Origin of the sequence: Methylobacterium sp. GC_Met_2, from assembly GCF_026540795.1 — a bacterium.
Taxonomy (GTDB): domain Bacteria; phylum Pseudomonadota; class Alphaproteobacteria; order Rhizobiales; family Beijerinckiaceae; genus Methylobacterium.
In genome coordinates, this window is sequence record NZ_JALNUM010000007.1 from 15,210 (window position 1) to 35,583 (window position 20,374).

General features: G+C 70.2%; 18 protein-coding genes. 8 read left to right on the forward strand and 10 right to left on the reverse strand.

All coding sequences use genetic code 11. The annotated features are described in order from the left end of the window. Positions 1-6 precede the first annotated feature (6 nt). Together OXS49_RS04270 and OXS49_RS04275 are read right to left on the reverse strand one after the other, a co-directional pair. Positions 7-459, reverse strand: coding sequence for an anaerobic typically selenocysteine-containing protein (locus OXS49_RS04270; RefSeq protein WP_244005298.1), 453 nt, complete (start codon positions 457-459; stop codon positions 7-9). Between the two features lie 156 nt (positions 460-615). Then, a complete protein-coding gene (locus tag OXS49_RS04275; protein ID WP_267422122.1) occupies positions 616-1,830 on the reverse strand; it encodes a hypothetical protein in 1,215 nt (404 codons plus the stop codon). Between the two features lie 547 nt (positions 1,831-2,377). On the opposite strand from OXS49_RS04275, the gene OXS49_RS04280 reads away from it, so the two are divergent. Further along, positions 2,378-2,659 (forward strand): hypothetical protein, encoded by a 282-nt coding sequence (locus OXS49_RS04280; protein WP_244005294.1) that lies wholly within the window; start codon positions 2,378-2,380, stop codon positions 2,657-2,659. Between the two features lie 109 nt (positions 2,660-2,768). Here the strand turns inward: OXS49_RS04280 and OXS49_RS04285 are convergent, their stop codons facing one another. Further along, positions 2,769-3,386, reverse strand: coding sequence for a Crp/Fnr family transcriptional regulator (locus OXS49_RS04285; RefSeq protein WP_244005292.1), 618 nt, complete (start codon positions 3,384-3,386; stop codon positions 2,769-2,771). 715 nt (positions 3,387-4,101) lie between these two features. Between OXS49_RS04285 and OXS49_RS04290 the strand changes: the two genes are divergently transcribed. Both OXS49_RS04290 and OXS49_RS04295 read left to right on the forward strand, forming a co-directional pair. Beyond that, entirely contained in the window at positions 4,102-4,959 is an 858-nt protein-coding gene (locus OXS49_RS04290) for a manganese catalase family protein (RefSeq protein WP_267422126.1), read from the forward strand. 124 nt (positions 4,960-5,083) lie between these two features. Further along, positions 5,084-5,344: a metal-sensitive transcriptional regulator gene (locus OXS49_RS04295; protein WP_267422276.1), complete on the forward strand. Its 261-nt coding sequence runs from the start codon at positions 5,084-5,086 to the stop codon at positions 5,342-5,344. Positions 5,345-5,401: 57 nt separating this feature from the next. On the opposite strand, the gene OXS49_RS04300 is transcribed toward OXS49_RS04295, so the two are convergent. Next, a complete protein-coding gene (locus tag OXS49_RS04300) occupies positions 5,402-5,647 on the reverse strand; it encodes a hypothetical protein (protein WP_243927135.1) in 246 nt (81 codons plus the stop codon). 300 nt (positions 5,648-5,947) lie between these two features. Between OXS49_RS04300 and OXS49_RS04305 the strand changes: the two genes are divergently transcribed. From OXS49_RS04305 to OXS49_RS04320, 4 genes are all read left to right on the forward strand, one after another. Beyond that, on the forward strand, positions 5,948-6,697 hold the full coding sequence (locus tag OXS49_RS04305) for a sigma-70 family RNA polymerase sigma factor (protein ID WP_267422128.1): 750 nt from the start codon (positions 5,948-5,950) through the stop codon (positions 6,695-6,697). A gap of 89 nt (positions 6,698-6,786) precedes the next feature. After that, positions 6,787-7,167, forward strand: a complete 381-nt coding sequence (locus OXS49_RS04310; protein ID WP_267422131.1) for an energy transducer TonB — start codon at positions 6,787-6,789, stop codon at positions 7,165-7,167. 305 nt (positions 7,168-7,472) lie between these two features. Beyond that, the gene (locus OXS49_RS04315) at positions 7,473-8,711 is read left to right on the forward strand and encodes a DNA repair exonuclease (RefSeq protein ID WP_267422133.1); all 1,239 of its coding nucleotides are present in this window, start codon (positions 7,473-7,475) and stop codon (positions 8,709-8,711) included. 18 nt (positions 8,712-8,729) lie between these two features. Next, entirely contained in the window at positions 8,730-12,206 is a 3,477-nt protein-coding gene (locus tag OXS49_RS04320) for a YhaN family protein (protein WP_267422136.1), read from the forward strand. A 126-nt stretch (positions 12,207-12,332) separates the two neighbouring features. On the opposite strand, the gene OXS49_RS04325 is transcribed toward OXS49_RS04320, so the two are convergent. The 5 genes from OXS49_RS04325 to OXS49_RS04345 all read right to left on the reverse strand — a co-directional run bounded on the left by OXS49_RS04325 (position 12,333) and on the right by OXS49_RS04345 (position 16,826). Next, entirely contained in the window at positions 12,333-13,823 is a 1,491-nt protein-coding gene (locus OXS49_RS04325; RefSeq protein WP_244005278.1) for a carboxypeptidase M32, read from the reverse strand. A 41-nt stretch (positions 13,824-13,864) separates the two neighbouring features. After that, a complete protein-coding gene (locus OXS49_RS04330; RefSeq protein ID WP_267422139.1) occupies positions 13,865-15,667 on the reverse strand; it encodes an ATP-binding cassette domain-containing protein in 1,803 nt (600 codons plus the stop codon). Positions 15,668-15,725: 58 nt separating this feature from the next. Further along, a complete protein-coding gene (locus tag OXS49_RS04335; RefSeq protein WP_244005274.1) occupies positions 15,726-15,959 on the reverse strand; it encodes a hypothetical protein in 234 nt (77 codons plus the stop codon). 80 nt (positions 15,960-16,039) lie between these two features. Beyond that, positions 16,040-16,354, reverse strand: a complete 315-nt coding sequence (locus OXS49_RS04340; protein WP_243927119.1) for a polyhydroxyalkanoic acid system family protein — start codon at positions 16,352-16,354, stop codon at positions 16,040-16,042. A 121-nt stretch (positions 16,355-16,475) separates the two neighbouring features. Then, positions 16,476-16,826 (reverse strand): septal ring lytic transglycosylase RlpA family protein, encoded by a 351-nt coding sequence (locus OXS49_RS04345; protein ID WP_244005272.1) that lies wholly within the window; start codon positions 16,824-16,826, stop codon positions 16,476-16,478. A 585-nt stretch (positions 16,827-17,411) separates the two neighbouring features. On the opposite strand from OXS49_RS04345, the gene OXS49_RS04350 reads away from it, so the two are divergent. Further along, entirely contained in the window at positions 17,412-18,602 is a 1,191-nt protein-coding gene (locus OXS49_RS04350) for a site-specific DNA-methyltransferase (RefSeq protein ID WP_276081418.1), read from the forward strand. 434 nt (positions 18,603-19,036) lie between these two features. Here OXS49_RS04350 and mutY read toward each other — a convergent pair whose 3' ends face one another. Next, entirely contained in the window at positions 19,037-20,368 is a 1,332-nt protein-coding gene (gene mutY, locus OXS49_RS04355) for an A/G-specific adenine glycosylase (protein ID WP_267422142.1), read from the reverse strand. Between the last annotated feature and the right edge of the window lie 6 nt (positions 20,369-20,374).

Sequence of the window (20,374 nt, forward strand, 5' to 3'; positions counted from 1 at the left end):
AGAGCCTTAATTGGCCGGCGGGACCAGGGTCAGCTTCCCCTTGAAGGGCGCGGACTGGTTGCGGGTGCTGGTGCAGGCGTAGGTCTCCTCCCCCGCCTTCATCGTCCGCAGGCGCAGCGTGCCCTGGCCGTTCTGCTTGATCGTGTAGCCCTTTTCGCTCTCCACATGGACGAGGTCGCCGTCCGAATGCTGGATCAGCCCGTTCTCGAACTGACCCGGCGCGGTGAGGATTACGGGGGCGTCGGCGCTGCTCTTGATGTGGAGCACGACGTTCGTCTCCGCCGGCAGCCGGAGCTCGGCCGGATCACAGACCGGCTTGCCGTCCTGCATGCTGATGCTCAGTTCCACCGGCGGCGTCACGTCGCTTGCCGGGGGCGGAAGCGGCTTGCCCTGCGCAAAGGCCGGCCCGGCGACGAGACAGGCGACGAGGGCGGCCGCGCCACGGGTGAGAGTGGGCATCAGAGGCATCTCCGGGACGGGTTTTCGGCGGCAGCCACGCGGCGTGAGCCGACAGGTTCGGCGTGAGCCGACGGTACCGTCAGAAAGGCGACGCGCTCCGCCCTGTTCCCGGGCGCAACGCCGCACCGGGACCCGTCGGGCGGCCCTGCCCCGATATCAGTCCAGCCCGTAGCCGAGCAGGCCCTCGGTCGCCTGCCCCTCGCACTTGGCGTCGGTCGACACGAAATGGTCCCGGCCGCCGGCGAGGCAGCGGTAGATCGGGTGGCTGCCCGGTCGCGGCGCCTCGTAGAGATAGCCGGTCTGCCCCAGCGGGGTCCGGCCCTCGCAGTTCGGATCGCGGCTGAGGAAGTGGTCCGCCCCGGCCAGGCAGCTCATCAGCTTGGCGGTACCCGGCTTCGGCAGGAGGAACACCGTCCCGAGCGCGGTCTCCATCGTGTAGCCCGGGGCAATGTAGCCGGTGGTGACCCAGTGGCCGCCCGGTCCGAGCGCCCGCTTCAGGGGCGCACGGTCGGCGGCCGGGTTCTCGGTCGCCGCGGCGATCCGCCAAGTGCCCGGATAGGGATCGCCCCCGGAGAAATAGACCGTGACGGACGGCAGGAAGGGCGTGAGGCTGCCGAAGGGGTCACGCTGAAAGCCGGGGCTGTGATTGAGGTAGAACCCCGTCACGTCCGTGTTCAGGTCGCCGGCCGGGATCCAGGTCGCGGGTGCGCCGCTCAGCAGGGCCTTCAGCGGCATCCGGTAGAGACCCATTTGGTAGGTCTCGCGGTCGGGGTTGCGGGCCGGATCCTTGCAGGCGACCAGCTGGCAGTTGCGCCCCGGCAGCCCCGTGACGACGTAGACGTCGCCCGAAGACGGGTCGTAGGCGAAATCGGAGTTGGGATTGATGGTCGCGCCGTCGGCGGTCCGGTTGGGCACCCGGACCGGCGGATCGAAATGCACCGCGTCCGCCGTCCGGCGCACGTAGAGGTCGCCGAACCCCGCCACGCCCTGCGGGCCGGTCAGGTCGGTGGTGAACACGAGCAGGCTGGAGCGGCCGTCGAGGTTGATGGTCGCCGGCTGCCCGGCGCCGTAATTGCCCTGGGCCACGGTCGGGTTGAGCGGGGCGATGACCGGCTCGGGGTAGTCGATCCAGGTCACCTTGTCGTTGGAGAAGGCCAACCCGGTGTGGTTGTCGTGGCCCGGCAGGTTGTCGGCCCCCGAATAGTACATCGCGTAGGCGTAGGGCTGCCCGTCCGCGGGGTTGCGGAACGCGCCCTTGATCACGCTCGGATCGCAGACATACTGGCGGTTCCAGGATCCCGGCGTGGGCTGGAAGACGATCTGCGCCGGCGAGAAGCCCCCTTGGGCGGTGTAGGTCCGGTGGAAGATCACGTCGGTCTTGCCCTAGGCCGCACCACCAGATGTCGGTCGTCTGGCCCTCGACGATGACGCTGGGGGCGTAATTGTATCCGCTCGGATTGGCCTCATTGACGAACAGAGGCTGCGCCCCGGGGCCCTGCCAGCCGGCCTGCGCCACGGACAGGGACATCGTCGCCGTTGCGGCGAGGGCGAGACGAAGCAGCTTCGGTTTCACGGCCATTTTGTTCCGGTGCAGAGGGCATGACGGAGACCGCCCGCGCCGCAGACGCGGACCCGTCTCGCCAAGCCGGTTATATCGCGACCCGGTCACGCGCCCAGCATGGCCGCGGAGCGATCCGAACTGGCGCCCGGATCGCCCTGGCGTGCGACTTGACGGACGCGGCCGGATTCCACACACTTGCACTACCGCTGCCTGTAAGTCCCTGTAGCACTTTGGGAACTGCGCTCATGCGGGCGTGCAGCGCCGGGGCGTGGCCGGGCTAGAGAACGGGATTGAGCCCGGGACGATCCCCCCGTCCCACGGGGGCGCAAAGTCGCGCCGGAAGGATTGTGAAGGCCCGTGAATTCCACAGCCCTGTTCACGATGGTGAGCCTCGTTCTCGGATGGGCCATCCTGGCGGGGGCTGCGCTCGCGAGTGGCCGGGTGCCGACCTTCGCGTTCCTGATCCTCACGGTGATCGCGCTCTACCTCTACGTGCCGTGGGTTCGGCTGCGCGCCAGCGGGATCGACGGGTCCAGCCGGCCGGTCCGGTTCTGGACGAACGCCGCCATGCTGATCGTCACGGTGGCGGCCTGCTTCGCCCTCTGCGTGATGCTGGCCCGTCGGGTCGGGTGGCTGTGATCGGGGCCCGGACCCGGGATCACGGAGCCGTAACGGCTGCGTCTGCGCGGGGTCGCTCGGAACGCGCGTCCAACCAGCGGTTCGAACGGTCCGATCACACGGGATCGGCTCAGATCTCCAAGTAGGTGGGATCGAACTGCGCCAGCCGTTCCAGGCGTGGGCGATCGAGGAAGGTCAGCTGGCCGCCGCGCAGATGGATCAGCCGGCTTTCGCGCAGGCTCTTCAGAACCCGGTTGACGTGGACCGGGGTCAATCCCAGAGCGTCGGCGAAGTCGCTCTGCGTGATCCGCATCTCGAAGCTGTCCTCGGTGGCGAAGCCCACCGCCGCCAGCCGCCAGCGCAACTCGCACAGGAGATGCGCCATCCGCTCGATCCCGACCCGGCGCCCCAGGCTGACGATCCATTCCCGGGCAATGGCCGCCTCGCGGCGCAGGCGGTGGCCGAGGGTGGCGGTCAAGTCCCGGTGGTCGAGGGCGGCGATCCGCGCCAGGGAAATCTCGCCGACCGTGCATCGGGTGAGCGTGTTGACGGCATAATCCGCGCGGTTTGCGACGATCGCCTCCGGATCGCAGAGGTCTCCGGGTATCAGGATCGCTGTGATCTGCCGGCGCCCATCCCGCAGCATGCGGCTGCGACAGGCGTGACCGGCGAGCAGCAGATGAGCGACGCCCGGCTCAGCACCGGGCAGCAGCAGATCGTGCTGCTTGGCAATGGACCGCTCCCGCATGGGCAGGCCAAGCTCTCTGGCGAACCCATCAGGGGTTGCCGGACGGGTCCCAAACAGGCGGCCCAGATCGGCCATTGGGGCAGTGAGCATAGGACGCACTCCAGGTCATTGGCGACGCGCCAACCCGGATATTCAAAGCGCGTGAGATCAGCGCATCTTCCAGTACAAGTCGTTAGGAAATGATTGGACCAGAAGTCGTTCCAATATTTTCTGAGGCGTACGCAATCGGACCTTGGATATTTGCACGATTTAATTGCGCATTCAACGATCGATGACCGTCACGGTTGGATCCGAAATCGGACGCGGCCGGATCCAGCGACACGCCCTCGCTCCGCAGCCACAGAGTGCGGGACGAACCCGCGGTCGCGAGAAGCCGCAGCGTCCGGGTCTGCAGGTGAGGCTATTTCGCGCTCATCCTTCGCCCGATTGCGCGATGTTGACATAGATCTACCCGCAAAAACCTATGTTAATGTCGGATCATTCACGCATCAGACTCGTGAAAATCTCTTTGCCGAAAGAAATTTCGTGTTGATTTCACAAGGGAAAATCGGATTTCGACCTCTTAAATCGTTCACAATGCGTCCGTCGACTGAACCGATGTCCTGAGCCCGGGTTGGATAGAAAGCGAGGCGCGATGCTCCCGTGGAGTACGGGACCCGCGGCCGATCGTGCGGTGGGCTTCACCGCGCCGTCCCTCACGCGAGGAACACTCATCATGTACTATCACGACAAGCGCCTGCAGTACCCGGTCAAGGTCGACAGCCCGGATCCGATTTACGCCCGCATGCTTCAGCAAGCGATCGGCGGTGTCGAGGGCGAGATCCGGGTCGCGTTCCAATACTTCTTCCAGGCCTGGGGCAACCGTGCCCCGACCACCAAGTACCGGGACATGCTGCTCCACACGGCCACCGAGGAGATCGGCCACATCGAGATGCTGGCGACCGCGGTGGCGATGAATCTCGAGACCGCCCCGACCAAGGTTCAGGAGGCCGGCGCGGCCGACGCGATCGTCGGCGCCGTGATGGGCGGCGAAAATCCGCGCCACATCGCCGAGGGCATGCTGCACAAGACGCTGTTGTCCGCCGGCATGGCCGCCTTCCCGGGCAATTCCGATGGTGTGCCCTTCGACATGAGCCACATCTACGCCAGCGGCAACATCGCGGCCGACATGTACTGCAACGTTGCGGCCGAGAGCACCGGGCGCGTCCTGGCGGTGCGTCTCTACAACGCCACGAACGATGCCGGCATGCGCGACATGTGGAGCTTCCTCATCGCCCGGGACACGATGCACCAGCAGCAATGGCTGGCGGTGATCGAGGAACTCGGCGGTCATGCCGGCACGCTGCCGATCCCGAATTCCTTCCCGCAGGAGAAGGAGAACCAGAAGTTCAACTACAACTTCTTCGGGACCGCTGCGGACGGCTCGCCGCCCCCGGCCGGCCGCTGGACGGAAGGCCCCTCGCTCGACGGCAAGGGCCAGTTCAGCGTCGTGCAGAACCAGCCGATGGGCGAAGCGCCGGTGCTCGGTCCGGCACGGCCGGACAGCGCGGCCGAGACCCAGCAGATCGGCTGACGGCCCGGCGCTTCGAAGCGTCACCCGCGCGGACCAAGACAGATCAGGCCCAAAAACGGTGATACGCGCTACATTCGTCGAGGGTCGCGTCTGCCTTGCCCGCACCGACGCGGAGCGTACCCCGCTGGTCCGGCGGCTCGGCCGGATCGAGGGGCAGGTCCGCGGGCTTCGGGCGATGATCGAGGCGGATCGCTACTGCCTGGACGAAATCCAGCAGATCCGGGCGGCCAGCGCCGCGCTGCGCGAGGTGGGGCTTCTGATCATCGGCCAGCACCTCGAGGCGGGCTTGGCCCTGGCGACGAGCCAGCCGCAGGACCGCGAGGCGGTGCTGGAGGATCTCCTGCGCGTCCTGCGGTCCGGCTTGGTGGAGGCCCGGTCGGGTTGACCGGCTCGGCCCTCGGCGGCTCCGCTCGCGGCGATCCGGGTCGACAGGGAGGGGAGATCAGTGGCGCGTCAGGGTCTCGACCACCGTGCCGTGCTCGATCGTCTCCGAGAAGCGGGCCAGTCGCCGCTGGCTCGCTTCGCTCAGGCCGCCGGCATGGGCAAAGGTGGTCAGTGCGATGCCGACGAGGAAGCGCGCCTCCTCCTCGGTCACGGCGCGTCCGCTCAGCGTGCTCGCCGCGCCGCGCACGGCCAGCACGGCCTGCTGGAAGGCCGGATCGTCTTCGAGGTCGGACAGGCGTGTCATGCATGTAGTCCCGAGTTCGGCGTCCGGCTGCAGCACTACGGCTTCGCTTCGCAGGCCGCCAGCGCAACATGCTTCGGTGCCGGTGCGCAGATGCAGTGTGACGCAGGACAGGTTTTCGCGCGAGACATCCGGAGCGAAAGCGTGCCGCCGGCCCACTATTCCGCTTGGATTAGCAGCCGGCACATCATGGATCAATCTTAAGATCTCGATATCGGCTGATCTATGTTGCGGCGATCGTCCTGGGATCGGGCGCTAATGGCCGGACCGATACTCTTTATTCCTCATAGGTGATCGGCGATCATGCTTCGACACACCAGTGACGGCGGGACAATCGCCCCGCAGGCTCCCCGGCTGCCCGGCAGCGTCCAGTCGCACCTGGGCCATCTGCTCGCGGCGACTTACGCGCAGGATGTGATTGAGCCGCCCATCGCGGATCGCTTCGCCGACCTCCTGAAGCTCCTGGATGCGGCCTTCGGCAAGGCCCGGGACGGCCACGAGAAGGCGTTCCAGGCTGCCCTGCTGCGCCTGGTGCCGAACCTGCAGCACTTCGCGCGCTCGCTGCTGCGCAATCACGTCGGGGCCGACGACCTCCTGCAGAACACGCTGCTGCGGGCATGGCGCTCGCGGGCCGGCTTCGCGCCGGGCACGAACTTGGAGGCGTGGCTGTTCACGATCATGCGCAACCAGTTCTACAACGAGCACCGCAAGCGCGGCCGCGAGGTGCAGGACGAGGACGGCGCGCAGGCGGAGCGAATGGTGTCGCTGCCCGAGCAGGGCGGCCATCTCGACCTGAGCGACGTGCGCGCCGCCCTCGACCGGCTGGCGCCGGCGATGCGGCAGGCGCTGGTGCTCGTCGCGATCGAGAACCTCACCTACGAGGAGACCGCTTCCGTCATGCAGTGCCGGATCGGCACCGTAAAGAGCCGCGTCTGGCGCGCCCGGACCCAGCTCGCCGAACTGCTGGGCTATACCGGCCTGGAGGTCGGCACCGACGAAGTCATGCTGGCTGCGGCTGGGCCGCGGAGCCGGAGACCCACCACAATCTCCTGATTGCAGCCCACGGGTCAGGGCTCGCCTCGGGCACTCAGCGCGCGTAGGAACGTTCAACCGTCACGCGCGCCAGGAGTCGCCGGTCCCGCATGCCGTTGCCCGAGTTCGCCCGTCGGACCCTCCTCCTCGCTCTGCTGCTCATCCCATGCGCGTTTCCGGCCCAAGCCGCGCCCGGACCTGCGGCGCGGGCCTGGCTGTCGGATCTCGTCATGCGGATCGATGCCGCCGAACGCGCCGAACGGCGGCCGGGATCGCGGCGGCGGGGCGGCACCGTGGTGGTCCATGTGGAGATCGCCCCCGACGGGGTGTTGCAGCGGGTCGAGATCGAGCGCAGCTCGGGCTCGCCCGATCTCGACCGGCGGGCGCTGCGCGCTGTCCGGGGCGTCGGCTCGCTCGCCGCACCGCCGACGGGCCTCGTAGGCAGCACGGGCGTGGCCGATCTCAGCATTCCGGTCGAACTCGGGCGCTGAACAGTCTGCGGTCCGGCGACGACGCGGTCGCCGAAGCCCTCTCCCCGGAGGCGGGGCGAGAGGATACCCCGGCACAGCAGGGCTGGATGATCGGCCGCGACGCGAAGTCTGCATCCGATAGCCCTCGGAGGAGCGGCGTGAATCCGGCGACGATTCCGCGCCGTAGGGATCCGCGACGCGGGACAAACCCGGTCCCGCACGCCGACGGTGCTTGAGGCCAAAGCCGCCGACAGCCTATGAGCGCGGTCACGGCGGTGCGTCCCCTCGCGCGCAGCCAACCGTTCCCACGATCCTCCCGGAGGTCGATGTCGGGCTTCAGCTTCATCCATGCGGCCGATCTGCATCTCGGCTCGCCGTTGGCGAGCCTGGCGACCCGCGACGCGGATCTCGCCCGCCGCCTCGCCGCGGCCGGGCGGCACGCCTTCGAGGATCTGGTCACGCAGGCGATCGAGCGGCAGGTGGCCTTCGTGGTCGTGGCCGGCGACGTCTACGACGGCGACTGGGCCGACAACACGATCGGCCTGTTCTTCGCCCGGCAGGTGGCGCGTCTCGACCGCGCCGGCATCCCGACCATCTTGGTCCGGGGCAACCACGACGCCGAGAGCGTGATCACCAAGTCGATCACCCTGCCCCCCTCGGTCCACGTCTTCGAGGCCAAACGCGCCGGCACCCATCGCCTCGACGCCCTGCGCGTCGCCCTGCACGGCCGCAGCTTCGAGAACCGGGCCGTCCCGGAAAACCTGTCGTTGACCTACCCGGAAGCCTTGCCGGGCTGGTTCAACCTCGGGATCCTCCACACCTCCTGCACGGGCCATGCGGGCCACGAAACCTACGCCCCCTGCTCGATCGCCGACCTCCAGGCCCGGGGCTACGATTACTGGGCGCTCGGCCATATCCACGAGTATGCCGAGCTGTCCCGGGATCCCTGGATCGTGTTCCCCGGCAATCTCCAGGGCCGCAGCATCCGCGAATGCGGTCAGAAGGGCGCCGTCCTGGTCGCGGTGTCCGACGGACGGGTGACCGGCCTCACCCGCCTCGCCCTCGATCGCGCGCGGTTCGAGCAGGTGTCGGTGGATCTCACCGACGCCACCGATACCCGCAGCGCGATCGAGGCCGCCGAGGCGGTCCTTCGGCCGCTGGCGGACGCGGCGGCGGGCCGCTTGGTCCTGGTGCGCGTCCACCTGAGCGGCACCACGAAGGCCCACGACGCGCTCGCCGCCGACCGGGACGGCGTGACGGCCGAGATCCAGGCTGCGGCCCACCGGTTGCACGAGGATCTCTGGCTGGAGCGCCTGAAGATCGCGACGCGTCGGCCGCCGGCCGCGGTCGAGTCCTCCGGTGCCGCGATCGACCCGGCCGCCCTGATGGCGGATCTCGACCGCGATCCGGAATTCCGGACCCGGGCCGGGGCCGCCCTCGCGCAGATCCGCGGCCGTCTGCCCGCTCCGGTGGCCGCCGAGGCGGATCTGGAGGCCGAGTTCGACGCCCTCTGCGCCGAGGCCGAGGCGCTGATCCTCGGCCGTCTCACCGGCCGGCACTGCTGAGCGGATCGAGAGCCCCCGATGCGCCTGATCCACCTCGCCCTGGAGCGCTACGGTGCCTTCACGGACCGCACGATCGCCTTCCGGCCGGATGCGCGCCTGCACGTGGTGCTGGGCGCCAACGAGGCCGGCAAGAGCACGGCGCTCGCGGCCGTCACCGACCTGCTGTTCGGCTTCGGGAAATCCACCCCGTATGCCTTTCAGCACGACATGCCCCTGCTGCGCCTGGGCGCCGAGATCGCCGCCGCGGACGGGCGCCGGCTGAGCTTCCGCCGCCGGAAGGGCAACACCCGCACCCTGATCGACGCCGCCGAGGCGCCGATCCCCGACGACGCCCTGGCACCGTTCCTCGGCGGCATCTCGCGAACCGTGTTCTGCCGCGCCTTCGGCCTCGACGCGGCCAACCTGCGGGCGGGCGGGCGCGAGATGGTCGATGTCGAGGGTGAGGTCGGGGCGAGCCTGTTCGCGGCGGGCTCGGGTCTGCGCGGGCTCACGGAGCTGCACGCAGCACTGGAGGGTGAGGCTGACGCGATCTTCACGCCCCACAAGGCCAAGCACCGGACCTTCTACCAAGCGCTGGAACGCCACGACAATGCCCGCCGGACGATCCGCGACACGAGCCTGCGCGCGACGGATTGGCGTGCCCTGAACGACGAGATCGCGGCGGCCGCCGGCCAGCTCGAAGCCCTCCGCGACGCCCAGAAGGATCTGGCTGTGGCGCGCGCGCGGCTAGAGCGGTTCAAGCGGGTCCGGCCGATCCTGTCCGAGATCGACGTCCTGGCGCAGCGCATCGATGCCCAGGATGGCTTGGTCGATGCCGATCCTGCCTGGATCGAACGCCTCGGTACGGCCCTCGCCGGGTGCCGCGCCGCGGAGGCCGAGGCCGAACGGGCCGGCTCCGCCGTCGCCCGCGCCCGGGACGACGCGGAGGCGGTGTCCGTCGAGCCGGGCCTGACGCTCCGGGCCGACGAGATCCTTGCGTCGTTCAGCGGCACCAAGGAATTCGAGAAGGGCGGCACCGACCTGCCCCGGATCGAGGGTGAGATCCACAAGGTCGACCTGGATCTCGAACGGTTGCGCGCCCGGATCGGCCTCGCCGACCTTGCGGCCCTGGAGGCCGGCCAGCCGACCGACGCCGCCCGGGCCCGGATCGACCGGCTGATCCGGGACCACAGGACACTCGCGGCCGCCGAGGACCAGCTCGCCCGCGATCACGCGGCGGCGCTGGCCGAGCGTGACCGTCTGGCCGGGGAGATCGAGGCCGCAGGGGCCACGCGCGATCCGACCCCGCTGCGCGAGGCGCTGAAGCCCCTGGCCCGGCTCCACGAGCGAATTGCCGCCTTCGACAGCCTCAGCGCCAATATCCGGCACGAGACGGCGCTGCTGCGCAATCAGGCGGCGCGGATGTCGCCGGCCATCTCCGATATCGCCGCCCTCGTCCGGACGCCCCTGCCCCACCCGGAGGCGGTGGCGGGCTATCGTGTGCTGCTCGACGGAAAGGCCCGCGAGCGGGAGCGGGCCGCCGACCACCGCGACGCGGCGCAGCGTCAGGTCAAGGCCACCCGGGACCGGCTGCGCGAGCGCGCGGCCGGCCAGCCGATCGCCACCCGGGAGCGCGTCGCGGCGCTTCGGGAGGCGCGCGACGCGGCCTTCGCGCCGCTGCGGGGAGCCCTGGAGTCGGGGCGTATGCTGGGATCCGCCGAGATCGCGGCTTACGAACGTGCGCGGCTCGACGCGGACCGCTTGGCCGATGCGCGCGCGGACGACGCCGCCCGGGTTGCGGCCCACGCGGCCGACCTCGACCGCCTCGCCGCCGAGGAGGAGACCCTCGCCGGGGGCCTGCACGACCTCGCCGGGATCGAGGCTCAGATCGCCGAAGGCGAGGCCGCGTGGCGCGCGGCTTGGGCGGGTACCGGCATCACCCCCGCCTCGCCGGCCGAGATGGCGGCGTGGCTCGCCGAGGTCGAGGATCTGGTCGAGGCCGAGCAGCGGCTCTCGGGTGACCGGCTCCGGCTCGACGAGACCCGCGCCGCGATCGAGTCCGCCCGGGCACCGCTCGCCGCGCTCAGTGCCCGCGCTGGGCTGGACGCCTCGCCCGGGATCGAGGTCGGGCCGGCTCTCGAACGGCTCGAAGCGCGCCTCGCCACGCTCACCAGCCGATGGGAGGCCAGCCTGCAGACCGGCGGGCTCCTGCGCGCCTCCCGCGCCGCGGCCGAGCGGCTGGACGCTGCCCGGGCCGAGACGGGGAACCGCCGAGCCGCGTGGCAGAGTGAGTGGAGCGCCGCATTGCGGCTTATCGGGCTCGACGCCTCGGCCCGGCCCGAGGAGGCCGAGAGCGCCCTTGAGGCGTGGCGGGCGGTGCCCGAACGGCTCTCCGAGCGCGCCGCCCTGACCCGACGGGCCGCCGGCATCCGGCGCGACATGGAGGCGTTCCGGAGCGCCGCTGCAGCGCTCGTTGAAACGCTCGCCCCCGATCTCGCGGAGGCCGGCCCCACGGCGGCGATCCGCGCCCTCCACGGCCGGCTCGTCGCCGCCCAGGCCCGCGAGGCCCGGCGGGTCGAGCTCGACCGGCGGCTGGACGAGGCCGCCTCGGCCGGCCGCGCCGCCGCCGACGCGTTGGCGACCGCGCGCGCGGCGCTGACCCGCCACGTCGCCGCACGGATGTCGGATCGGGGCGAGGCGCCGATGCCGGAACTCGAAGCACTGTTCGGTCGTCTCAGCGCCCGGGAGGCGCTCCGTGCCGAGCTGGAGCGGCTGCGTGTCAGCCTCGCGGGCGCGTCGGATGGGCTGGCGGAGGCCGAGCTGCGCGCCGGGCTCGAGGCGCTGCCGCCCGAGGCGATCGAGGCCGAGCTGGCCCGGCTCGCCCTCGAAGCCGAGGAGCTGGAGGAGCGCGGCCGGGTGATTTTCTCCGACCGGGACAGGGCCGAGCGGCGCCGGGCGGAGCTGGAGGGTGGGACCGGCGCCGAGCTGGCGCTCGCCGAGCGCAAGGCCGCGGAGGCCGATCTGCAGGCGGCAGCCCGATCCTGGGCGGTGCTCCGGCTGGCCGGGCTGATGCTCGGTCAGGCGGTGGCCCGGCACCGGTCGGGGCAGCAGGATCCCCTGGTGGCCCGGGCCGGGGCGCTGTTCCGGTCGCTGACCGGTGGCGGCTTCTCGGGCCTCGCCCAGACCTTCGACGAGGCCGATACCCCCAAGCTCGCCGGGCAGCGCAGCGGGGGCGGCATGGTCGCGATCGAGGGCATGAGCGAGGGCACCCGCGACCAGCTCTACCTCGCCCTGCGGCTCGCCTATCTGGAGGATTACGCTGCGCGTGCCGAGCCGGCGCCGTTCATCGGCGACGATCTTTTTTCGACGTTCGACGAGGCGCGCACCGGGTATGGCCTCGACGCGCTCGCCGAGATCGGCGCCGCGGTGCAGCCGATCCTGTTCACCCACCACCGCCACGTGGCCGAGATCGCCCGTGCGCGGCTGGGGGACGCTGTGGATGTGGTGGCTTTGTAGGGGGCGGGCTTCAATCGCTCAGGATTGGTTGTCTCCGCGGATCCCCCTCCCCCGCAGAGGGGGGAGGGAGAGACGCGGAGGCCGCTCCGGGCCTCCTCCTCCGAAAGCCCGCGCCCGCCACCTCTCTCACCCCCCGAGATACCGCGCCTCCAGATGCGCCCGGAACGCCGCCGTGCCGAGCGGCGCCCCCGTGGCGCGGGTCAGCAGCGCGTCTGTGTCGAGCAGGCTGCCGACCTCATGCACGTTCGCGCGCAGCCAGCGCCGCAGCGGCGCGAAATCGCCCTGCGCCAGGCAGCCCGGCAGCGCCGGCTCGGCCGCCCGGGCCGCCCGGAACAGCTGCGCCGCCGCGAGTGCGCCCAGCGTGTAGGTCGGGAAATAACCGAAGGCCCCGCTCGGCCAGTGGATGTCCTGCAGGCAGCCCATCCGGTCGTCCGGGACCGTGAGCCCCAGCAGATCGCGCATCCCGTCGTTGAAGGCCCCCGGCAGGTCTCGCACCGCGAGATCGCCCGCGATCATCGCGGTCTCCAGCCGGTACCGCAGCAGGATATGCGCCGGGTAGGTCGCCTCGTCGGCATCGACCCGGATGAAGCCCGGCGCGACCCGGGTGTTGAGCGCGTGCAGGTTCTCCGGCGACCATTCCGGCCCCGTGCGCCCGAACGCCTCCCGCAGCAGGGGCGCCAGGAAGGTGAAGAAGTCCCGGCTCCGGCAGGCCTGCATCTCGACGATGAGCGACTGGCTCTCGTGCAGGCTCATGCCCCGGGCCGCACCCACGGGCTGGTTGCGCCAGGAGGCCGGCCGGCCCTGCTCGTAGAGGGCGTGGCCGGTCTCGTGCAGCACGCCCATCAGCGCCCGGCCGAAATCGGCCTCGTCGTAGCGGGTGGTGATCCGCACGTCGTCGGTGGCGCCGCCGCAGAACGGGTGGAGGCTGATGTCGAGCCGGCCCCGGGTGAAGTCGAACCCCACCGCCTCCATGAGCCTGAGGCCGAGGGCGCGCTGCACCGCCACGTCGAACGGGCCGGTCAGCGGCACCGGCGCCGGCTGGCCGGCCTGGATCTCCCGGGCCTGGGCGATCAGCCCCGGCAGCCAGGACGTCAGATCGGAAAACAGCGGGTCGATCGTCGCCCGGCGCATGCCCGGATCGTAGCTGTCGAGCAGCGCGTCGTAGGGGTCGAGCCCCAGGGCCGCCCCTTTGGCCTGTCCGATCTCGCGCTGGAGCCGAAGCACTTCGGCGAGGTGGGGCTCCAGCGTGGCGAAGTCCGCGTCGCGGCGCGCCTCGCGCCAGACCATCTCGGAGCGGGAGACCGCGCGGGAACTCGCCTCGACGAGATCGCGCGGCACCGCCGTGGCGTGGGCCTGCGCGCGGCGCATCTCGCGCAGGTTGGCGGCGGACCAGGCTTCGAGGCCGCCATCCCGCTCGGCCGCGTCGAGATCCCCGGCCGCCTCGGGCTCGGTCAGCATCGCGTGGGCGAGGCCGCGCAGGATCGCGAGCTGGTCGCCCCGCGCCGACGCGGCGCCGTCCGGCATCAGGGTCTGCGCATCCCAGCCGAGGATCCCGGCGGCCCCTTCGAGGGCGGCGAGGCGGGCGAAGCGCTGTTCGAGGGTCTGGTAGGCGGTCATGCGGTCTCCGGTCCGGTCCATCGTGCAGGCGGTTGCAGGGCTCACCCCGCCTGCAGCATCTCCAGCTCCAGCCAGCGGTCCTCCGCCTGCGACAGCTCGGTCTCGGCCTGCGCCAGCATGGTCGAGGCCTTGTCGAAGCGGGCGGGGTCGCGGGCGTACAGGTCGGGGTCGGCCAGGATCGTCTTGAGCTGGCCGATCGCCGCCTCCAGCTTCTGCATCCGGGCGGGCAGCGTCTTCAATTCGTGCTGCTCGTTGAAGCCGAGCTTGGGCTTGCCTGCCGGCTGCGCCGCCGGATTCGCCGATCGTTCGCGCGGCTCCTTCGCCTTCGGGACCGCGGCCCGCGCCTCGACGCCCTGACCGCGCTGGACCAGCATGTCGCTGTAGCCGCCGGCATACTCGACCCAGCGTCCCACGCCTTCGGAAACCAGGACACTGCCGGCCACCCGGTCGAGGAAGTCGCGGTCGTGGCTCACAAGGATCAGCGTGCCCTGGTAGTCGCCGAGCATCTCCTGCAGCAGGTCGAGGGTCTCGAGGTCGAGGTCGTTGGTCGGCTCGTCGAGGACGAGCAGGTTCGCGGGCTGGGCCAGGGCGCGGGCGATCAGCAGCCGGTTGCGCTCGCCGCCCGACAGCACCGAGACCGGCGTGCGCGCCTGCTCGGGGCTGAACAGGAAGTCCTTCAGATAGCCGATCACATGGCGGCTCTGGCCGTTCACCGTGACGCTGTCGCCGCGGCCGCCGGTCAGCACGTCGGTGACGGTCATCCCCGGTTCCAGCACGGCCCGGGCCTGATCGAGCACCACCGGCATCAGGTTGGTGCCGAGCACGACCTGCCCGGAATCCGGCTCCAGCCGGCCCATCAGGAGATTGATCAGCGTCGACTTGCCGGCGCCGTTCGCCCCGACGATGCCGAGCCGGTCGCCGCGCATCACCCGGAGCGACAGGCCGTCCACGATTGTGCGTTCACCGTAGGATTTCGCGATGTCGCGGGCCTCGACCACGAGGCTGCCGGAGGATTCGGCGTCCGAGGCCTGCATGCTGACGCTGCCGACCGGCCGGCGCACCTCGCGGCGGCTCTGGCGCAGCTCGTGCAGGTTGCCGAGACGTCGCACGTTGCGCTTGCGCCGTGCGGTGACGCCGTAGCGCAGCCAATGCTCCTCGGCGACGATCTTGCGGTCGAGCTTGTGCTGGTCGCGCTCCTCCTCCTCGAAGAAGGCGTCGCGCCACGCCTCGAAACCCGAAAAGCCCTGGTCGATCCGGCGGGTCTCGCCGCGGTCGAGCCAGATCGTCGCCCGCGACAGGGCTGAGAGGAAGCGCCGATCGTGGCTGATCAGCACGAGCGCGGCGCGGGTGGACCGGAGTTCCGATTCGAGCCACTCGATCGCCGGAAGGTCGAGGTGGTTGGTGGGCTCGTCGAGGAGCAGCACGTCAGGCTCCGGGGCGAGCGCCTGGGCAAGCGCGGTGCGTCGCCCCTCCCCGCCCGAGAGTTTCGTGGGGTCTTCCTCGCCCGTCAGCCCGAGGCTTTCCAGCAGATAGCGGGCCCGATGGGTCGATTCCCCAGGCGGCAGGCCGGCCTCGACAAAATCCATCGTGGTGGCGAAGCCGGAGAAATCCGGCTCCTGCGCGAGGTAGCGGATCGTGGTGCCGGGTTGCACGAAGCGGCGGCCCTTGTCGGGCTCGACCAGGCCCGCGGCGATCTTCATCAGCGTCGACTTGCCGGACCCGTTGCGCCCGACAAGGCAGGTTCGCTCGCCGGGCGCGATGGCGATCTCGCCGCGTGTGATCAGCGGCGTGCCGCCGAAGGTCAGCGCGACGTCTTGGAGAGTCAGAAGCGGGGGAGCGGCCATGCGCCGGCTTATGGCAGTGTGCGCCGGTCCGTTCAAACCCGCCCCCGCGTCTCTCCGATCAGGCGACGGGGTTTGCCGGACCCGGGGGGCTGATCTCCGGCGCGCCCGGATCGTTCACCGGAATCTCCGGCGGCTGGATGCCCGGCGCCTCGGCCGGAGTGTTGCCGGGGATCTCCGGCCCGGGCGGCTGGGTCGGCGCCTGCGGTGGTTCGTAGGGCCGATCCGGTCCGGGGCCGGGCTGCTGCGGCACCTCGGGGATCTGCCCCGGATCGGCGAGGGTGAAATCGGACACTGGGATCCTCCGCGCTGCCGACGCTGCATCTCGGCGTCGTTCCGGCGGAAACAAGGTCCGGCCGATCCGGTTCCGGACCGCTACTTCTTGGTCAGCAGGAGATTGCCCTCCTTGCTCGCCACCTTCTGGATCTTTTCGGCGAACAGGGCGAGCAGGAACGGCAGCTTCACCTCGAGCCGGACGCTCTCGGGGCCCACATCGATCGTGCCGGCGATCTTCTGCGCGACCGCGGAGACGCCGAAATCGAGGCGATCGCCCGTCCAGGCAAGCTGGTCCACGCTGATGCCGCTCTTGGCCAGGAAGGCGCGCGCCTGATCGGTGCCGTGCTCAAGGCGCCGCTTGGCCTCGTCGCGGCCGAGGTCGTGCGGGATGTCGACGATGAGGGGCTTGGGCATGGTAGGCTGATCCGAGCTGAACCCGGCAGCAGATGGGGCCTCGGGCCGCCTCAGACAACGCCCCGGGGGCCGCCCCGCCCTGTCGGGACGGAGGCGGCCCGGCGTTCTAGGCGCGTTGGGATCAGTTCAGGACGTGCAGCGACACGTAGGTCGTGCCGCCCATGCCCAGGGCACGGGCCGAGCCGCGCGACAGGTCGATGATGCGGCCGTGCACGAAGGGCCCCCGATCGTTGATGCGAACCACCACCGAGCGGCCGGTCCGGGTGTTCTCGACGCGGACGCGGGTGCCGAACGGCAGGCTGCGATGGGCGGCGGTCAGGCCGTTGGGGTTGAAACGCTCGCCACTCGCGGTGCGGTGACCGCTTCCGTACCAGGAGGCCCCTCCGCTCTGCGCGGCGGCCGGGAGGGTTGTTCCGACGACGGTGGTCAGCATTCCAAGTGAGACAACGAGCTTACCGAAACCAAACGACATTCTCACCGCATTCCCTTTGTTGTTATCGGGGCGGCGCCAGTCGTGTCAGAAATCGTCCGGAATAAGGCAGGTTTTCGCAACCGATTCACGTCACATTTTGGCCGATTTCGTGCTGATCAGCACGATTACATGCCCGAGTGTGTCAGTTTATTTCGCGGCTTGTTACGGATGAAATAGTGCGTAGTCGTCCCCGGGTGGCGGAAAGAACTATGGATGTCGTGCCGCCGGCCTCGAAAATAGGTCATTGTTCCTAAGCCCTGCGCTGGCCGTGACCCTGCGTCCCGCTGAGATGGAGACGGCGCGCGCCAGCGGTGCGATCGCGGCGGTGATTGTCATGCCGGGCTGGTCGAGAAGAACTGCGCGCCCGAACGCCGGGGCAAGCGCAGACGAGCCGGCCTTTCGCGGCTTGAAGAGCGTCGTGCGCGCGCTGTAACCGAAGTTTAATCTTTGGCGCGATGGGCCGGACATTGCGCTCGGCAAAATTTGCAGCCCCAGAACGGGACGCGGGCCGGCGAAATCTGAAAACGCGTCCTTTACCCTGTTCGGGCCATGGTCTGCCGGTCAGTCGCGTAACCGGTGTTTGCCATGGCTTCCCCGCGTACCGTGGCTGCCGACGTCGTCGCCCGGAAACAGGTCTCGCGTGCCGGGCGGCCCGCGTCGGCGCCACGGATGGGTCTCGTACCCGCCCAGCGTTCTCTGCCCCTCGATCAAGTGCTGATCGGGGATTGTATCGCAGCCATGAACAGCCTGCCGGCGTCGAGCGTCGACTGCGTGTTCGCCGACCCGCCCTACAACCTGCAGCTCGGCGAAGCCGGCCTGCTGCGCCCGGACCAGAGCCGCGTCGACGCCGTCGACGACGACTGGGACAAGTTCGCGACCTTCGAGGCCTACGACGCCTTCACCCGGGACTGGCTCGCGGCCTGCCGCCGCGTGATGAAGCCGAACGCAACCCTTTGGGTGATCGGGTCATACCACAACATTTTCCGGGTCGGGAGCGCGTTACAGGATCTCGGTTACTGGATCCTCAACGACATCGTCTGGCGCAAGGCCAACCCGATGCCGAATTTCCGCGGCAAGCGGTTCACCAATGCCCACGAGACCTTGATCTGGGCCTCGCGCTCGGCGGAGTCGAAGGGCTACACCTTCCATTACGACGCGCTCAAAGGGGGGAACGAAGATCTCCAGATGCGCTCGGACTGGTTCATTCCCCTCTGCACCGGCGAGGAGCGGCTGAAGGATGAGGAGGGCCACAAGGTCCACCCGACCCAGAAGCCCGAGGCCCTGCTGGCCCGCACCCTGCTCGCGGCGACCAATCCCGGCGACGTGGTGCTCGACCCGTTCTTCGGCACCGGCACCACGGGCGCCGTCGCCAAGCGCCTCGGCCGCCGCTTCATCGGCATCGAGCGCGAGACGACCTACGCCGAGGCGGCCCGCGCGCGGATCGCCGCCGTGGAGCCGCTGTCGAAGGCCGCCCTCATGGTGGCGCCGACCAAGCGGGCCGAGCCGCGGGTGCCGTTCCTGTCGGTGATCGAGGCGGGGCACATCCGTCCCGGCGAGATCGTCACCGACGAGCGTCGCCGCTTCCGCGCCACGGTGCGTCCGGACGGCCAGCTCGACAACGGCCTCGTGATCGGCTCGATCCACAAGATCGGCGCGCTGGTCCAGGGATTGCCGGCCTGCAACGGCTGGACCTTCTGGCACGTGGAGCGTGGCGGTAAGCCGTTGGTGATCGACAGCTACCGGGCCGGCCTGCGGCAGGCGATGGCGAACGGCTGAACCGCCCCTTCTTCGCTCCTGGGATCCCAAGGGGCTCAGCCCTTTGGAAACCCAGTCTTTCCGAGACCTCTGACTAGAGCCGTGCCCGATCGCGTTGCACACGGTACACGACACTTGTCTGCCAACACGGGTGGCAAGCGCGACATGCCCCCTCTCCCGTGCGGGAGAGGGTTGGGGTGAGGGTCGAGAAGGTTCAGGATCGCGCGCACCTTCGAGGCGCCGACAGGGTGCGTCTCTTCCGGAAGCCGCACATCCCTCACCCGGCTTTCTGCGAAAGCAGACCTCTCCCGCACGGGAGAGGGGACCCGCGCCTCATTCCGCGATGGTGGCGTCGCTGTCGTGTACCGTGCGCGTTGCAATCGAGCACGGCTCTAAGCCTTTGTTTCAACGCGCTCTCTTGCGCCGAACCGGTGTCCACTTCGGCGGAGAGCGCTCTAGCGCCGCCGCGCCGTGCCCCGACGGCGCGGCGCGGCCGGTGGTGCCTCAGGCTCACCGTCCAGGAAATCGTCCGCGTCCGGCGGCGGCAAGGGCGCCGGCTTCGGCTGCGGTTTCGGCACGGCCCGCACGCGCGGGCGCGGCTCCGGATCCTGATCCGGCATCGACACTGGGGCTTCCATCGCCGCCAGCAGCGGCATCGGTGGCGGGTCCTTCTTCGGGCGTCCCCGCGGCTTCTTCTCGGGCTCCGGCTTCGGGTCGAAGGCGTGAGCCAGGACCTTGCGCATCAGGCCCGGCAGCGGCTCGTCGTCGAGGGCGCTGCGCGGCGTGAAGCGCATGCCGGCCGGCGCGGGCGTCGAGAGGGCGACCCGGGCCACGAACACCGTCAGCTCCAGCGGAAAATGCGTGAAGCCGTGGCGCACGAGCCCCGGCAGGCGCTTCCAGCGGGCGTCGAGGGGCGCGTCCAGCAGGGCTCCGGCCACGTCGTAGTCCGGCTCCCAAACGCTGCCCGGCGGCTCTGCCATGTTGCCGAGCAGTCCCTCCGGCGCCCGCGTCCGCAGCAAAACCCCCTCATCGCCGCTGCGGATCGCCACGAAGGCCGCGCCGCGGCGCAGAGCCCCCTTGGCGACCCTGATCTTGCGCGGGAACGTGTCCTGCGTGCCGAGCGCCCGGGCCCGACAGGGCACCATCCAGGGGCAGAGCGCGCAGGCGGGCCGCTTGGGCGTGCAGATCGTCGCACCGAGATCCATCAGCGCTTGCGCGAAGTCGCCCGGCCTGTCGTCGGGGACGAGGGCCTGGGTCAGCCGCCGGATCTCCGGGCGGCTGCCCGGCAGGGGCGCCTCGACCGCGTAGGCGCGGCTCAGGACCCGCTCGACATTGCCGTCGACGGCCGCTTCCGGCCGGTCGAAGGCGATCGCGGCGATCGCCCCGGCCGTATAGGCGCCGATCCCCGGGAGCTTGCGCAAGGCCTCCGCGGTATCGGGAAAGCGCCCGCCGCCCGCGGCCACGGCCTTCGCGCAGGCGTGCAGATTGCGCGCGCGGGAGTAGTAGCCGAGCCCCGCCCAGGCCGCCATCACGGCCTCCTCGGGGGCGTCCGCCAGGGCGAATACGTCGGGAAACCGCCCCAGGAAGCGCTCGAAATACGGCCGGACCGCCGCGATCGTGGTCTGTTGTAGCATCACCTCGGACAGCCAGACCCGGTACGGATCGGGCACCGCGCCGGCGAGCGCCCGCCACGGCAGGACGCGCCGATGGCGGTCGTACCAGGCGAGCAGGTCGTCGGCGCGCGGTCCGGCACCGGCTTGATGATCCATGGCTGTGCGGCGCGGCATGGCAGA

Bases quoted from the DNA above. Each gene is read 5' to 3' on its own strand.
- OXS49_RS04330 (WP_267422139.1), bottom strand. From the start codon at position 15,667: ATGGCCGCTCCCCCGCTTCTGACTCTCCAAGACGTCGCGCTGACCTTC.
- mutY (WP_267422142.1), bottom strand. From the start codon at position 20,368: ATGCCGCGCCGCACAGCCATGGATCATCAAGCCGGTGCCGGACCGCGC.
- OXS49_RS04315 (WP_267422133.1), top strand. From the start codon at position 7,473: ATGTCGGGCTTCAGCTTCATCCATGCGGCCGATCTGCATCTCGGCTCG.
- OXS49_RS04350 (WP_276081418.1), top strand. From the start codon at position 17,412: ATGGCTTCCCCGCGTACCGTGGCTGCCGACGTCGTCGCCCGGAAACAG.
- OXS49_RS04345 (WP_244005272.1), bottom strand. From the start codon at position 16,826: ATGTCGTTTGGTTTCGGTAAGCTCGTTGTCTCACTTGGAATGCTGACC.
- OXS49_RS04320 (WP_267422136.1), top strand. From the start codon at position 8,730: ATGCGCCTGATCCACCTCGCCCTGGAGCGCTACGGTGCCTTCACGGAC.
- OXS49_RS04270 (WP_244005298.1), bottom strand. From the start codon at position 459: ATGCCCACTCTCACCCGTGGCGCGGCCGCCCTCGTCGCCTGTCTCGTC.
- OXS49_RS04285 (WP_244005292.1), bottom strand. From the start codon at position 3,386: ATGCGGGAGCGGTCCATTGCCAAGCAGCACGATCTGCTGCTGCCCGGT.
- OXS49_RS04310 (WP_267422131.1), top strand. From the start codon at position 6,787: ATGCCGTTGCCCGAGTTCGCCCGTCGGACCCTCCTCCTCGCTCTGCTG.
- OXS49_RS04300 (WP_243927135.1), bottom strand. From the start codon at position 5,647: ATGACACGCCTGTCCGACCTCGAAGACGATCCGGCCTTCCAGCAGGCC.
- OXS49_RS04305 (WP_267422128.1), top strand. From the start codon at position 5,948: ATGCTTCGACACACCAGTGACGGCGGGACAATCGCCCCGCAGGCTCCC.
- OXS49_RS04290 (WP_267422126.1), top strand. From the start codon at position 4,102: ATGTACTATCACGACAAGCGCCTGCAGTACCCGGTCAAGGTCGACAGC.
- OXS49_RS04340 (WP_243927119.1), bottom strand. From the start codon at position 16,354: ATGCCCAAGCCCCTCATCGTCGACATCCCGCACGACCTCGGCCGCGAC.
- OXS49_RS04325 (WP_244005278.1), bottom strand. From the start codon at position 13,823: ATGACCGCCTACCAGACCCTCGAACAGCGCTTCGCCCGCCTCGCCGCC.